This window comes from Streptosporangium brasiliense (assembly GCF_030811595.1).
In the GTDB taxonomy this organism is placed as follows: Bacteria; Actinomycetota; Actinomycetes; order Streptosporangiales; family Streptosporangiaceae; genus Streptosporangium; species Streptosporangium brasiliense.
Genome location: NZ_JAUSRB010000002.1, coordinates 862,477 through 875,777 on the forward strand (window position 1 = coordinate 862,477; position 13,301 = coordinate 875,777).

Annotated in this window: 16 protein-coding genes and 1 tRNA gene; 4 read left to right on the forward strand and 13 right to left on the reverse strand. The window is 69.7% G+C overall.

From position 1 onward, the window contains the following. The first annotated feature begins 55 nt into the window (after nt 1-55). Nucleotides 56-1,060 carry a DsbA family oxidoreductase gene (locus tag J2S55_RS12365; RefSeq protein WP_306859971.1) on the forward strand — a complete coding sequence of 335 codons (1,005 nt, stop codon included), beginning with the start codon at nt 56-58 and terminating at the stop codon, nt 1,058-1,060. Nucleotides 1,061-1,228: 168 nt separating this feature from the next. On the opposite strand, the gene J2S55_RS12370 is transcribed toward J2S55_RS12365, so the two are convergent. The 9 genes from J2S55_RS12370 to J2S55_RS12405 form a co-directional block, all read right to left on the reverse strand. Further along, entirely contained in the window at nt 1,229-1,528 is a 300-nt protein-coding gene (locus J2S55_RS12370) for a DUF1416 domain-containing protein (protein ID WP_306859973.1), read from the reverse strand. After that, entirely contained in the window at nt 1,528-2,367 is an 840-nt protein-coding gene (locus J2S55_RS12375) for a sulfurtransferase (RefSeq protein ID WP_306859976.1), read from the reverse strand. The genes J2S55_RS12370 and J2S55_RS12375 overlap by 1 nt, the downstream gene beginning before the upstream one ends. A 13-nt stretch (nt 2,368-2,380) precedes the next feature. After that, nucleotides 2,381-2,779: a DUF4395 domain-containing protein gene (locus tag J2S55_RS12380; RefSeq protein WP_306859978.1), complete on the reverse strand. Its 399-nt coding sequence runs from the start codon at nt 2,777-2,779 to the stop codon at nt 2,381-2,383. Nucleotides 2,780-2,842: 63 nt separating this feature from the next. After that, on the reverse strand, nt 2,843-2,926 hold the full coding sequence (locus tag J2S55_RS48275; RefSeq protein ID WP_362807785.1) for a putative leader peptide: 84 nt from the start codon (nt 2,924-2,926) through the stop codon (nt 2,843-2,845). A 194-nt stretch (nt 2,927-3,120) separates the two neighbouring features. Next, nucleotides 3,121-3,537 carry a thioredoxin family protein gene (locus tag J2S55_RS12385; protein ID WP_370879640.1) on the reverse strand — a complete coding sequence of 139 codons (417 nt, stop codon included), beginning with the start codon at nt 3,535-3,537 and terminating at the stop codon, nt 3,121-3,123. A 121-nt stretch (nt 3,538-3,658) separates the two neighbouring features. After that, the gene (locus tag J2S55_RS12390) at nt 3,659-4,435 is read right to left on the reverse strand and encodes an anti-sigma factor family protein (RefSeq protein ID WP_306859980.1); all 777 of its coding nucleotides are present in this window, start codon (nt 4,433-4,435) and stop codon (nt 3,659-3,661) included. A gap of 20 nt (nt 4,436-4,455) precedes the next feature. Then, complete coding sequence (locus J2S55_RS12395; RefSeq protein ID WP_031166096.1) at nt 4,456-4,968, reverse strand: sigma-70 family RNA polymerase sigma factor; 513 nt, start codon at nt 4,966-4,968, stop codon at nt 4,456-4,458. 48 nt (nt 4,969-5,016) lie between these two features. Continuing rightward, nucleotides 5,017-5,703, reverse strand: coding sequence for an LmeA family phospholipid-binding protein (locus J2S55_RS12400; RefSeq protein ID WP_306859983.1), 687 nt, complete (start codon nt 5,701-5,703; stop codon nt 5,017-5,019). A 256-nt stretch (nt 5,704-5,959) separates the two neighbouring features. Then, a complete protein-coding gene (locus tag J2S55_RS12405; protein ID WP_306859985.1) occupies nt 5,960-6,211 on the reverse strand; it encodes a MoaD/ThiS family protein in 252 nt (83 codons plus the stop codon). A gap of 205 nt (nt 6,212-6,416) precedes the next feature. On the opposite strand from J2S55_RS12405, the gene J2S55_RS12410 reads away from it, so the two are divergent. After that, nucleotides 6,417-7,130 carry a response regulator transcription factor gene (locus J2S55_RS12410; RefSeq protein WP_306859986.1) on the forward strand — a complete coding sequence of 238 codons (714 nt, stop codon included), beginning with the start codon at nt 6,417-6,419 and terminating at the stop codon, nt 7,128-7,130. Nucleotides 7,131-7,419: 289 nt separating this feature from the next. Here J2S55_RS12410 and J2S55_RS12415 read toward each other — a convergent pair whose 3' ends face one another. After that, nucleotides 7,420-9,216: a bifunctional metallophosphatase/5'-nucleotidase gene (locus J2S55_RS12415; protein ID WP_306859987.1), complete on the reverse strand. Its 1,797-nt coding sequence runs from the start codon at nt 9,214-9,216 to the stop codon at nt 7,420-7,422. Nucleotides 9,217-9,347: 131 nt separating this feature from the next. Between J2S55_RS12415 and mshD the strand changes: the two genes are divergently transcribed. Beyond that, nucleotides 9,348-10,271 (forward strand): mycothiol synthase, encoded by a 924-nt coding sequence (gene mshD / locus J2S55_RS12420; protein WP_306859988.1) that lies wholly within the window; start codon nt 9,348-9,350, stop codon nt 10,269-10,271. A gap of 151 nt (nt 10,272-10,422) precedes the next feature. On the opposite strand, the gene J2S55_RS12425 is transcribed toward mshD, so the two are convergent. The 3 genes from J2S55_RS12425 to dcd form a co-directional block, all read right to left on the reverse strand. After that, nucleotides 10,423-11,427 (reverse strand): inorganic phosphate transporter, encoded by a 1,005-nt coding sequence (locus J2S55_RS12425; RefSeq protein ID WP_306859989.1) that lies wholly within the window; start codon nt 11,425-11,427, stop codon nt 10,423-10,425. Further along, nucleotides 11,428-12,045: a DUF47 domain-containing protein gene (locus tag J2S55_RS12430; protein WP_012887642.1), complete on the reverse strand. Its 618-nt coding sequence runs from the start codon at nt 12,043-12,045 to the stop codon at nt 11,428-11,430. It abuts the gene before it with no gap. Nucleotides 12,046-12,542: 497 nt separating this feature from the next. After that, entirely contained in the window at nt 12,543-13,118 is a 576-nt protein-coding gene (gene dcd / locus J2S55_RS12435; protein WP_306859990.1) for a dCTP deaminase, read from the reverse strand. A gap of 109 nt (nt 13,119-13,227) precedes the next feature. Here dcd and J2S55_RS12440 point away from each other — a divergent pair. Continuing rightward, a tRNA-Gly gene (locus J2S55_RS12440) sits at nt 13,228-13,301 on the forward strand.

The following is a 13,301-nucleotide window of genomic DNA, read 5'->3' on the forward strand; positions in this document are numbered from 1 at the left end:
CAAGATTAAACGACATATGTCGAATAAACGACAGCCGTCGTTTGTTACACCGGCCATGAAGCGCATCGAAGTCTGGGCCGACATGGTCTGCGCCTGGGCCTACATCGGCAAGCGACGCCTGGAGAAGGCCGGATTCGGCGAGGACGTGGAGATCGTCTGGCGTCCCTTCCAGATCGACCCCATGGCTCCGGCCACGGCCGAGCCGCTGGAGGAGGCGCTGCGCGACCCGGTCGCCGAGGGCGCCCTGCGGGCCTGCAACCCCGACCTGACTCCGGCGGAGAACCGGGCCCGCGTCTCGCGCGTCGCCGCCGGGGAGGGGCTCGGTCCGCGCTGGGGCGCCGCCTGGCGCTCGAACACCTTCGACGCCCACCGGGTGGTCGCCCTCGCCCTCGAGCGGGGCGGGGTCGCCCTGCAGGACGCCGTCGTCGAGCGGATCATGCGCGCCCACTTCGCCGAGGCCGCCGACATCGGCGACCGGGCCACCCTGGTGGCGCTCGCCACGGAGGCCGGCCTGGAGGGCATGGCGGAGGCGCTCGACGCCGGGGAGGGGACCGCCGAGGTCCGCTCCCAGCTCCTGCGCGGCAAGGCCGTCGGCGTGGCCACCTCGCCGACCTTCGTGGTGGGCGGTACGGCGGTCGCGGGCGCGCAGCCGCCGGAGGTCCTGGAGGATCTCCTGCGGCGGGCCGTCCCGGAGCGGGAGCTCCCCGACGAGGTCAGGCTCCTGCGCCAGGCCGAGTCCCTGCTTGAGGTCCGGGACCCCCTCGGCGCGCTGCAGACCCTGGAGCCGCTGCTGGCCGGCCACGGCGACGACCCCGCCGTCCGCCTGCTGGCCGCCCGCGCCTACTTCGGCTCGGCCCAGCTCAACCGGGCGAAGGAGACCCTGGAGTCGCTGCTGGAGCGCTCGCCCGGCGACCACTACGCCAGGTTCCTGCTCGGCAGGACCCTGGAGCGGGCCAACCGCCACGCCGAGGCGCTGCCGCACCTCCGCCTGGCGGCGGCCATGTCCCCGGAGCCCGGCTACACCGACGCGCTCCACCGCGTCGAGAGCCAGGTCCCGTGACGGCGGACGGCACCGCCCGCCCCGGCACCGCCCCGGCGCCGGGGCGGCGCCCGCCGGGGCCCGGAACGGCTGAGAGCCTGGGCCCGGAACGGCTGAAGGCCCGGGCCCGGAACGGCCGAGGGCCGGCACCCCGTGTGGGATGCCGGCCCTCGGCTGTGTCGGATGAGGTCAGACAGCTACCGCGAGCTGGGTGACCTCGCCCAGGCGGGCCTGGGCCTTGATGTCCTTGGTGACACCGCCGCCCGCGATGATGCGGACGGTCCACTCACCCGGAGCGGCGAAGAAGCGGAAGACGCCCTCCTCCGACACCACGACCTCCCCGGTGAACTCACCGGAGTGGTCCAGCAGCCGGGCATAGGCCGTGCCCGCACCCGACACCACCCCCTGGATGACCGCCTGGGTCGACAGGTCGATCCCGGCCGGAAGAGCGATCGTCTGCTCCGGAGCAGCGCAACCCTGAGTCGTCATTATCGAGCCTCTCCCAGTTCGATCGGCACGCCCACCAGCGAGCCGTACTCGGTCCATGAGCCGTCGTAGTTCTTCACACTCGCCTGGTCGAGGATCTCGTGCAGCACGAACCACGTGTGCGCCGAGCGCTCGCCGATACGGCAGTAGGCGATGGTGTCCTTGGCGAAGTCGACGCCCTCGCCGGCGTACAGGGCCCTGAGGTCCTCGTCGGACTTGAAGGTGCCGTCGTCGTTGGCCGCCTTCGACCACGGGATGTTGCGGGCGGTCGGCACGTGGCCGCCGCGCTGGGCCGCCTCCTGCGGGACGTGCGCGGGGGCCAGCAGCTTGCCGGTGAACTCGTCCGGCGAGCGCACGTCGACCAGGTTGAGCTTGCCGATCGCGGCGAGCACGTCGTCGCGGAAGGCGCGCAGCGAGTGGTCCTGCTCGGTGGCCCGGTAGTCGGTGGCGGGGCGCACGGGGACGTCCTTGACCAGCTCGCGGGAGTCGAGCTCCCACTTCTTGCGGCCGCCGTCGAGAAGCTTGACGTCGCGGTGGCCGTAGAGCTTGAAGTACCAGTAGGCGTAGGCGGCGAACCAGTTGTTGTTGCCGCCGTACAGGACCACGGTGTCGTCGTTGCCGATGCCCCGGGAGGACAGAAGCGTCTGGAAGCCCTCGCGGTCGACGAAGTCACGGCGGACCGGGTCCTGGAGGTCCTGCTTCCAGTCGATCTTCACGGCGCCACGGATGTGGCCCTTGTCGTAGGCACTGGTGTCCTCGTCGACCTCGACGAGGACGATGCCGTCGGTGTCGAGGTTGGCCTCGACCCAGTCAGCGTCCACCAGGGCGGCGGAGCGGCTCATGAATCCTCCGGGATTATCTTGCGGCGGGCAGTAAACGGCGAATGATGAGAAACATCTCGCAGCCGAGGCAGAAGCCGAAAGCTGCGTTGAGGAAGGCGGCGAAGAGAGCCGCGGCGACGGCGCCGAGGGCCAACGGCGTGATCTGCGTGATGTATCCGACCAAGCCCACCAGGGCGAAGGCGAGTCCGACCCCCTGCGCGAAGCGCGGCGGGGCGGCGTCCTCCAGCTCCCTGGGAGGGCTCTTCACTATCCCTTTGAAAACCATCCCGTACGGCGAGGCGCCGAAGATGCCCAGCGCGAACACCAGGGCCTGTGCGGCCAGCAGCCATGCGCTCCCTGTGATCAGGACGAGCGCGAGGACGATGGTCGTCACAGCCGCGGCGGAGCGGAGAGCCCGGGGATCAGCCTGCATCGCTTGATGCTCCCTGAAGGGTTGTGCAGATCGGTGCGGCTCAACGGCCGCTTGAGATCGCCCTTAGGAAACGCGACAGAGCGCGGTGGTCACGCGGCAGAAATCAACCGCGCGCCGCTTCGTCAGCAGCTCTGTCGTGGGGTTCATGCCGATGACACTACCCCGACGTTCCGGGATCTGTCACATCCCTGTCCAATTCCTGAGACAAGATTGCTCAACGGGCGGTAGGGTCCGCCATCCGCCCACCGCATGCCCACAGTCCGGCCGCCAGACCGCCCATCCACCGGACCGCCGGACCGCCCATCCACCGGACCGCCGGCCGCTCATCGGCGACCCGCCGGTCACTCGTCGACGGCCAGCCCCAGGGCCCCGATCACGTCGGCCTTCCGCGGCTGCCCGGAGGCGCGCTTGACGACCTTCCCCGACGCGTCGAGGACCAGCACGGTAGGGGTGCGCAGGACGTTCAGCGACCGGACCAGGTCGAGACGGGACTCCGCGTCGATCTCCACGTGCGCCACCCCCGGCACCAGCTCCGTCACCTCGGCGAGGATCCGGCGGGTCGCCCGGCAGGGCTGGCAGAAGGCGCTGGAGAACTGCACGAGCGTGGCCCGCTCTCCCAGCCCCGTTCCGAGGTCGCCGGATGTCAGCCGCTCCACGTCGCCCCCCACCTCGCGTGGCACGCCGCTGCGCCGGCGCACCACCACGCCCACCAGCGTGGCGACGGCCAGCGTGACGAGCACCACCGTCAACCCGGTCACGGAGCACGACAACACGCGGCCGTGCCGCGCCATTCCCCCGGCCGGAGCGCCGGCGCCCCGCTCCCGAGCCGGCCGGCGCCCGGGAAACGAGCCCGGCGCGACACTCAGAGCAGCGCGGCGCTCAAGGCAGCGCGACGCTGACCAGCATCCGGCCTTCGGCGGTGAGGATCTCGAACTTCGTGATGTTCGCGGGAGGGATCGTGGTGGTGCCGGTGAAGGCGCCCGAGGCGTCGTAGGCGGCCCTGTCGACGATCCAGTTGCCGGCCGTCTCCCGGACCCCGCCGACGCCGACCACGTCCAGCCGGCAGCGGGTGCCCTTGGCGACCCCGGTGAGCACGACCTTGACCGTCGTCGCCTTCTCCCCCGGCGACGCGGTCACCGTGGCACGGACGGAGCCGTTGCGGTCCGTGGCCTTCCGCTCGCCGGTGTCCAGCATGAGCCGCGCGTCGCCCTCGGTCACGGCCGACTGCGAGGGAGCGGCCCGCTCCTTCGCCGAGTGGCCGCCGTCGTCCTTCGCCGAGAAGGGCGCGGTGCTCTCGGCGGCGCCGGAGGACTGGGGCGCGGACGCCGTCGTGGCGTTCTGGGCGGTCTGGGTGGTCGACCACAGGGTCCCGCCGACCCCCACCAGCACGACCGAGGCGGCCAGCGAGAGCAGCGCCCGGGTCAGCCGGCGGCGCCGTTTGACCTTGGCGCTGAGCAGCCGGTCGAGCACCGCCTGGGGCGGGCTGCTCACCTGCGCCACGTCCGCCTCGGACACCCGTCCGAGGAACGTGGCCACCCCGGTCAGCTCCTCGAACTCGGCCTGGCAGCCGGCGCACTCGGCCAGATGCGCCTCGACGAGCACGCACTCCTCGGGCTCCAGAGCCCCGAGCACGTACGCCCCGAGGGAAATCCGCACTTCTTCACAGGTCGTCATCATCATGGCGCGAGCCCCCGCTCCTCCAGCGCCAGCTTCAGCGCGCGAAGCGCGTAATAGGTGCGCGACTTCACCGTTCCCGCAGGGATGCCGAGCGCCTCAGCGGCCTCCTTGACCGACTTCCCCTGGTAGTAGACCTCGGCGAGCACCTCGCGGTGCTCGGGCCGCAGCGTGGCCAGAGCCTCGGCCACCGCCCAGGACTCCACGGCCCGCTCAAGCTCGTCGTCGGCGGGCAGCACGGCGAGCGCCTCGGCGCCCGTCTCCGGGGGACGCGACTTGCGCGCCCGGTGCTGGTCGACGACGAGGTTGCGGGCCACTGTGAACAGCCACGCGCGGATGGGCCGCCCGCTGAGAGCGTCGGGATGCCGCCAGGCCCGCAACAGCGTTTCCTGCACGACGTCCTCCGCTCTCCCCGGGTCACCCGTCAGCCGCAGTACGTAGCCGTAGAGTGGCCCGCCGTGCTCGTCGAAGAGCGCTCTGACGAGCTGCTCGTCGGCGGTTCCGGCTTGACTCACATCCTCACGACGTACGGCGGGGCGGATCGGTTCGGACACGGGGACGGGTCAGCTCCGGAGGGGGACGTCGGACGCCTCACCGGAGATCTGGAGCCCTTCCGGCACGGTCTTCACATCGGTCACCTTGAGGTTGAACGGCAGGTTCTTGATCGGGATCTGGTAGCTGATGAACCGCTCGGGCCGGGGCACCGGGATGCCGCCGCCGAGCGTGACCTGCTCGGGGACGAACTTCACCCCGCCCTCGACCAGCTCGATCTTCATCTTGGCCTTCGCCGGCACCTTCTGGCCCAGCACGGTGATCTCTCCGTTGACGTTGAGGCCGTCGCCGTCTCCGTCGACCTCGACCTTGATCCCACGCGGAGCCCGCTGGTTGAGCGTATCCAGGGAGAGCACCACGGTGCCCGCGACGCGCTCGGCGCGTATGTCCACCTGGTCGGCGCGGAGCACCAGGTCGTCCAGCGGCGCGGTGACCCCGTGGAGGGTGAAGTCCACGCTGGACAGCCGGACCCCGGCCAGGCTCATCGCGCCCGCGGCGACCTTGACCTCGTCATACCGCCCGGCGACCGCCTGGGTGAGGAACGGGATGCCGACGATGGTCACCTCGGGCGGGGTCGCGAGGTCGTATTTGGCCGTCGCCCGGGTGGCGATCTCCCGCTGCACCCCCGAGACCGCGACCCGGTCCAGGACCGCGAGGAGAACGAGCAGCAAAATCAGAAAAGCGACCAGCTTACGCATCCGATCCCCTGTCCATTCGCCCGATCCGGCCAGCGTGCCATCGCAGCACATCCCCTGGCAATCTTGTCCAAAACGCCGCGTCAACGATCACATCGCCGGGGCCCGCCGGACGGCTCTCCCCACCCGAGCCGTCCGCCGCCCACCCACGGGCCCGTCCACGGCGCCGGCCGGCCTCCCACCGAATCCGGCCGGCTTCCCGATAGCGGTCAACCTCCCGGTACCGGCCCCCCGATAGCAGTCAGCCTCCCAGCGCCGGTCAGCCCCCCGCGAAGGGAGGGAGCACCTCGACCGTCGCCCCGTCGGCGAGCATGATCGTCTCGTGCGCCCGTCTGCCCACCGGGTCGCCGTCCACCAGGAAGGACGACCGCCGGACCACCTGGGCCAGGCTGTCGCGGCCCGCTGTGACGTCCGCCATCAGCTCGGCCAGCGTCGCCGCCTCGAAGGGTTCTTCGGCGACGCCCGCGGCGTCCTTCGCCGCCGCCCAATAACGGATCGTGCCCCTGGCCATCTGTGAACCACCCCTCCTGCATACGCACGGTCACCACGCCATTACGATGAATCCACCGGAGAAACGAGTGTTCATCAGGTGGACGTCAAGTGGACGCTTCATCCCTGTGGGCTATCCTCACCTACTACGGGACCTGGGCGACGTAGCCCCCGGGTCCTTACGTGTTTGTACGGCTATTGCCGGCATGACGCGGGAAGGAGGCATAGTGAGCAATCTCCTGCTGCTCACCAACGCCCTTGAGCCCTCGACTGAGGTGCTCCCGGCGCTGGGGCTGCTGTTGCACTCGGTCCGGGTCGCGCCTGCGGAGGCGTCAGCGTTGATCGACGCGCCACCGGCCGACGCCGTCCTGGTCGATGCGCGCCGCGAACTCGTCCACGCCAAGAGCCTGTGCAGGCTGCTGCGGACCACGGGCATCGACTGCCCCCTCCTGGTGATCGTCACCGAGGGCGGCCTGGCCGCGATGACCGCGGAGTGGGGCGCCGACGACGTGATCCTCGACAGCTCCGGCCCCGCCGAGGTCGAGGCCAGGCTCCGGATGGCCGTGGGCCGGCTGAACCTGTCGGCCGCCGAGGAGGCCCCCGACGAGATCCGCAGCGGCGACCTGTCGATCGACGAGGCCACCTACACCGCCCGGCTCCGCGGCCGCGCGCTGGACCTGACCTTCAAGGAGTTCGAGCTCCTGAAATACCTGGCGCAGCACCCCGGCCGGGTCTTCACCCGCGCCCAGCTCCTGCAGGAGGTGTGGGGCTACGACTACTTCGGCGGCACCCGGACCGTCGACGTCCACGTCCGGCGGCTGCGCGCCAAGCTCGGCGCCGAGTACGAATCGCTGATCGGCACCGTGCGCAACGTCGGCTACCGGTTCGTGCCCGAGCGGGGCAACGAGGCCGCCGAGGAGCGCGAGCCCGCCCGCCACTAGCCACACCCGGTCACGGACCACCCACCGCCGGCCGTACCCCTACACGGACCAGCCGCCTGACACGGACCACCTGCCATCGGCCCTACCCCTGACACGGACCACCCGATGCCGGCCGTACCCCTGATACGGGCTGCCCGCCATCGGCCCTGTCCCTGACGCAGACCGGAGGAAAGGTCCGCCGGACACCCGTCCGGTGGACCTTTCCGCTGGGCCTTTCCGATTGGCCTTTCCGATTGGCCGGGCCGCCGGCCCCGACGAGGTCAGGCGGCCCGGCCGGCCGGGGCGGTGATCAGGGGGTGACGGTGATGTGGTTGGGGACCGGGGGCGTGATCGACGGGTTCGCGGCGAAGTAGGCGGCGAAGGCGTCGATGTCGAGCGGGCCGCTCCACAGGTCCGTGCCGTCCTTGAAGCCCAGGAAGGCGTCACCGCCGCCGACGAGGAAGTTGTTGGCGGCGACGCGGATGGTCTGGGTGTCCGTCACGGCGACGCCGTCGATCTTCAGGTTGGAGACCTTCGAACCCCACGCCGCACCCGTGCTGTAGGTGTAGGTGAAGTTCGACGACGGCTGCAGGATCTTGGTGAAGGCCTGATTGTTGGGCCCGCCGGTGAACTGCTGCTCAAGAATGGTCTTGAGCTGCGCACCGGTGAGCGTGATCACCTGCACGAGGTTGTTGAACGGCTGGACGGTGAAGGCCTCGCCGTAGGTCACCACGCCGTTGCCCTCGCCGGCGGGAGAGCCCAAGTAGGTGAGGCCGGCGCGGACACCGCCCGGGTTCATCAGGGCGATCTGGGCGTTGCCGCCGATCTTGGCGGCGGCGAGCTGGCCGTCGGCGATGAGGTTGCCCAAGGAGGACTCGCCGGACGGGGACGCGGTGTTGGTGATGTCAGCGGTGATCCTGCCGAGCGGCTTGTTGGCCACCGGCGCGACGTTGTCCTTCCACGTCTGGACGAACGCGGAGATCTCCGGGTCGGGGGTGACGGTCCGGGTCACGACCTGGTTGTCGGCCACGACCGAGGAGCGCACGACGTCGCGGGTCCGGACGTCCACCTGGAAGTCGACCTTGGTGATCACCCGGCCGAACGAGCCGCCCTGGCTGTACAGGCGGGCGCCGCCGGCGGGGTCGGTCACCGTGCACAGGTAGGCCTGGTGGGAGTGGCCGCTGAGGATCATGTCGATCTCGGCGTCCACCTGGGTGGCGATCCGGTTGCCGGCGCCCGGCTGGGCGCTGCAGGCGTCGGGCGACTGGCCCGGGGTGACCTGGTCACCCTCGTGCACCAGCACGACCTGAGCCTTGACGCCGACCAGCTTGAGCAGCTTGGAGGCGACGTTGGCCGCCTTGACCTCGTCGATGAACTCCAGGTCCTTGATGCCCTCGGAGGTGACGATGTTCGGGGTGGTCTTGGTGACCAGGCCGATGAAGCCGACCGGCACGCCGTTCATCCAGCGGACCGTGACCGGCGGCAGCGCCGGGATGCCGTACTCCTTCAGCAGCCCGCGCAGCGAGTCCGTGCTCTGACCGCCGAGCGCGGCGAGCGCCTCCTTCTCGGCGGCCGCGTCCGGCCGCTTGAAGATCACGTTGGCGCCGAGATAGGTGTAGTCCGCGCCCTTCCACTCACCGGCGGGCGAACAGCCGTCCACCGGGTGGCAGCCGCCGCGCATGATGCGCCTGAGCTCGCCGTAGCCCTCGTCGAACTCGTGGTTGCCCACGGCCGAGGCGGTGACGCCGACCTTGCCGAGGAACTCGACCGACGGTTCGTCGTGGTAGGCCGCGGAGATCAGCGGGGTGGCGCCGATCAGGTCCCCCTGGGCGACCTTCAGCGTGTTCTTGTCCGACAACTGCTTGAGGTGGGTGGCGACGTAGGCGGCGCCGCCCGCATCCACCGTGGCGCCGTTCTCGTCGACCATGCGGCCGGAGGAGCCGGTCGGCGGCTCCAGGTTGCCGTGGAAGTCGTTGAGGGACAGCAGGCGGACGGGGACCGTCTTGGCGGCCCTGTTGCCCGCCTCGGCCGGCCCTATCGCGAGCACGAGACCGGCTCCGGCGAGAACACCGGCGGTGGCTAATCGCAGGAAGGAGCGAGACATCATGGACCACGACATTAAGGCGGCAACCCATGCATGGAATGTCTAAGAGGTAACGATTCGCCTGACTAGAAGATGGCGCTTTTTGCCAGTACCCGGCGATCCGATGAAGTCCGGGTCCGCCTAGAGTCCAGAACATGAACGTGCGTGTGGAACACCGGGGACGACTTGACGAGCGAGAGGTGGCCGCCGTGCTCACGGTGGTCGAGGCCGCCACGGAGACGGACGGGGTCAGACCGCTCAACGAACACGTGATGCTGCACCTGCGCTACGGCGGCGACGAGCGGGCGAGGGCCGTGCTGCTGTACGTCGGGGACGACCTGGCCGGCTACGCGCACCTCGACCCCACCGACCCGGTCGAGGGCCCCAGCGGGGAGCTGGTGATTCACCCCGCCTTCCGGGAGAAGGGCCACGGTCGGCGGCTGCTGCAGGCCGTACTGGAGCAGACCGGGGGACGGCTGCGGCTGTGGGCGCACGGCGGGCATCCGGGGGCCGAGGCCCTCGCCCTGTCGACCGGATTCGCCAGGATCAGATCGCTGTGGCAGATGCGCCGCTCGCTGTTCGCGGCGCTCCCCGCCTTCGAACTGCCCGACGGGGTACGGCTGCGCACCTTCCAGCCCGGTTCCTCCGATGAGGAGGCCTGGGTGGCGCTCAACGCCAGGGCCTTCGCCCACCACCCCGAGCAGGGGACGTGGACGCTGGAGGACCTGAAGCGGCGCGAGCGGGAGCCGTGGTTCGACCCGGCGGGCTTCTTCCTGGCCGAGCGCCCGGCCGGGTCCGCCGGCGACGGCCGGCTGGTCGGCTTCCACTGGACCAAGGTGCACGGCGACGGTGGCCACGGGCACGAGCCGATCGGCGAGGTCTACGTGGTCGGGGTCGACCCGGCCGAGCAGGGCGGCGGGCTGGGCAGGTCGCTCACCCTCGCGGGCCTGTCCCACCTGCGGTCACGGGGCCTGGCCCAGGTCATGCTGTACGCCGACGAGAGCAACACGGCGGCGATCCGCCTCTACGAGAAGCTGGGGTTCACCCAGTGGGACGTCGACGTCATGTACCGGAAGTGACGCCTGCGGCTCTGAAGGCGGCGGCCGCGCCCTGGAAGGTGGCGTCCCCCCGGAAACGGCGGGACGCCGAACCCCCGGAAACGGCGGGACGCCGGCCGGGAAGCCCCGACCGGCGTCCTGCCGCGGTGGTCGTCCGACCATCCGGCGGTGGTTATTCGACCATCCAGTGGAGCGCGTAGTAGGACAGCGCCGCGACGAGCGCGGCGGCCGGGATCGTGAGGACCCAGGCGGTCACGATGTTGCCCGCGACGCCCCAGCGCACGGCCGACAGCCGCTTGGTGGCACCGACGCCCATGATCGCGCTGGTGATCGTGTGCGTGGTGGAGATGGGGGCGCCGAAGCCGATGGCCGCGGTGTAGAGAACGGTCGCCGCGGCGGCCTCCGCCGCGAAACCCTGCGGCGGGGTGAGCGCGATGATCCGGCGGCCGAGCGTCCGCATGATCCGCCACCCACCGGCGTAGGTTCCCAGGGAGATGGCCGTCGCGGCGGCGAGGATGACCCACTGCGGGATCGGGTCGCCGTCCTTCTGGAACCCTCCGACGACGAGCGCCAGGAAGATCACACCCATGGTCTTCTGAGCGTCCTGCAGACCGTGGCCGAGGGCCATGGCCGCGGCCGAGACCGTCTGCGCGTGGCGGAAGCCCCGGTTGGTCTTCGCGGGCTGGGAGTGACGGAAGCCCCACAGGATGGCGATCATGATGATCGCGGCCAGGGTGAAGCCGATCACCGGGGAGAGGATCATCGGAATGACGACCTTCTCCACCACGCCGTCCCAGTGGACGGCGCTCGACGAGGCCAGCGCCGAACCGACCAGGCCGCCGATCAGCGCGTGGCTGCTTGAGGAGGGCAGCCCGAAGTACCAGGTGATGAGGTTCCAGACGATCGCGCCGATCAGGCCGGAGCCCACGATCACCAGCCCGTGGCTGCCGTTCGGAGCGTCGATGATGCCCTTGCCGACGGTCGCCGCCACCTGCGTGCCGAGATGGGCGCCCAGGAAGTTCATGGCGGCGGCCATGAACAGAGCGGCCCTCGGCGTCAGCGCACGCGTCGAGACAGAGGTCGCGATCGCGTTGGCGGCGTCGTGGAAGCCGTTGGTGTAGTCGAACGCCAACGCCACGACCACCACGCCGATGACGAGTGCGAGCGTGAGGTCCACTTAGCTTTCCTTGACCGCGATCGACTCGATCGTGTTGGCCACGTGCTCGAAGGCGTCGGCGGCCATCTCCAGCTGATCGATGACCTCCTTCATCTTGAGGACGGTCAACGCGTCGTACTCCCCGCCGAAGAGCTTGGCGAGAAGGCGGCGGTAAACCTGGTCAGCCTGGTTCTCCAGCCGGTTGATCTCGATCCAGTACTCGTTCAGGTTCCTCATCGAGCGCAGCCGGGGCATGGCCTCGGCGGTCAGCTCGGCGGCGCGCTCCAGGACCTCGACCTGACGGACGACCTCCTTGGGAAGGTGGTCGATCTGGTACAGGACGATGAGGTCTGCGGCGGCCTCCATGTAGTCCATCACGTCGTCGAGATTGGACGCGAGACGGTAGATGTCCTCGCGGTCGAAGGGCGTGATGAAGCTCTCATTGAGCCGGTTCATGATCGCGTGGGTGCGTTCGTCACCGGCGTGCTCACAGGCGCGCATCTTTTCGGCCAGGGCTTCCCTGTCCGATCCGTCGCTGATGATCTCTACCAACAGACGGGACGCTGTGACGAGGTTGTTCGCCGAGTCGGCGAACAAGTCGTAGTAGCTGTCCTCACTAGGTGTGAGACGCAGGCGCACGTCGTTCTCCAGATGTGCGGGGATGGTCCGCAGAGAAGGGTACGGGTTACCAGCGGAAATACGAACTTCACCCGCTAGACGCCTACTCTTCCAGTTGTCGCTACCCGGCATATACCTGGCGACACTCGGCTTGAGGGAGCCTTGGCGGCATCTTTCCGATGACCGTTTTGCTGGTTTTGGCCATGTTATGCCGAAGCTGACCCAGTATGGGGCGCCGCCCCCTGTCCGGAAACCGGCGTGTCGCCACCCCTGCCCCACCTGCCCCCGGGGACGGTCAGAGTGATTTCCGTCACGGCGCCCCACGGCGCCCTACGGCCCCCGCCGCCCCTCGGCCGCGCCCGGCCGGCCAGGGCCTCGGAAGCGGGACCCGCAAGGCCTCAGAGGCGGGGCCGGCAGGGGCTCGGGCAAAGGCCCTCAGAGACGGGACCGGCAGGGGCTCAGGCAAGGGCCTCAGAGGCGGGGCCGCCGGAACTCCGGACGCGGATCCGGTGAAAGCCTCAGATGTCGGTCCGGTGGAAGTTCAGGTAGGAACGGCTCGGTGTCGGGCCGCGCTGCCCCTGATACCGCGAGCCGTACTTCTGCGAGCCGTAGGGGTGCTCCGCGGGCGAGCTGAGCCGGAACATGCACAGCTGGCCGATCTTCATGCCGGGCCAGAGCTTGATCGGCAGTGTCGCGACATTGGAGAGTTCGAGCGTCACGTGCCCGCTGAACCCGGGGTCGATGAAGCCCGCGGTGGAATGGGTGAGCAGGCCGAGCCTCCCCAGCGAACTCTTGCCCTCCAGCCGCGAGGCGATGTCGTCCGGAAGGGTGATCACCTCGTAGGTGCTGGCCAGCACGAACTCGCCGGGATGCAGGATGAACGGCTCGTCGCCATCGGGCTCGACCATCCGCGTGAGGTCGGGCTGCTCGATCGCCGGGTCGATGTGCGGATACCGGTGGTTCTCGAAGACCCTGAAGTAACGGTCCAGACGCACGTCGACGCTGGACGGCTGGATCATCTCCGGCTGGAAGGGGTCTAGCTTGACCCTGCCGGACTCGATCTCGGCGGCGATGTCACGATCGGAAAGCAGCACGTGAGGCAACCTACCAACGCCACGCCCCCGGGTAGACCGAGAAACTCTGCCCCACGGACTGCGAGAGTTGCGCGAGTTTCCGCTACAGTGGGGGACGCGGCAGACCGCTGCGGGTGTAGTTCAATGGCAGAACATCAGCTTCCCAAGCTGACAGCGCGGGTTCGATTCCCGTCACCCGCTCCA

What these genes read in the sequence shown, in the direction of transcription:
- J2S55_RS12415 (WP_306859987.1), bottom strand. Translation starts at nt 9,216, where the DNA reads ATGATGTCTCGCTCCTTCCTGCGATTAGCCACCGCCGGTGTTCTCGCC.
- J2S55_RS12365 (WP_306859971.1), top strand. Translation starts at nt 56, where the DNA reads ATGAAGCGCATCGAAGTCTGGGCCGACATGGTCTGCGCCTGGGCCTAC.
- J2S55_RS12400 (WP_306859983.1), bottom strand. Translation starts at nt 5,703, where the DNA reads ATGCGTAAGCTGGTCGCTTTTCTGATTTTGCTGCTCGTTCTCCTCGCG.
- J2S55_RS12380 (WP_306859978.1), bottom strand. Translation starts at nt 2,779, where the DNA reads ATGCAGGCTGATCCCCGGGCTCTCCGCTCCGCCGCGGCTGTGACGACC.
- J2S55_RS48275 (WP_362807785.1), bottom strand. Translation starts at nt 2,926, where the DNA reads ATGAACCCCACGACAGAGCTGCTGACGAAGCGGCGCGCGGTTGATTTC.
- J2S55_RS12405 (WP_306859985.1), bottom strand. Translation starts at nt 6,211, where the DNA reads ATGGCCAGGGGCACGATCCGTTATTGGGCGGCGGCGAAGGACGCCGCG.
- mshD (WP_306859988.1), top strand. Translation starts at nt 9,348, where the DNA reads ATGAACGTGCGTGTGGAACACCGGGGACGACTTGACGAGCGAGAGGTG.
- J2S55_RS12370 (WP_306859973.1), bottom strand. Translation starts at nt 1,528, where the DNA reads ATGACGACTCAGGGTTGCGCTGCTCCGGAGCAGACGATCGCTCTTCCG.
- J2S55_RS12375 (WP_306859976.1), bottom strand. Translation starts at nt 2,367, where the DNA reads ATGAGCCGCTCCGCCGCCCTGGTGGACGCTGACTGGGTCGAGGCCAAC.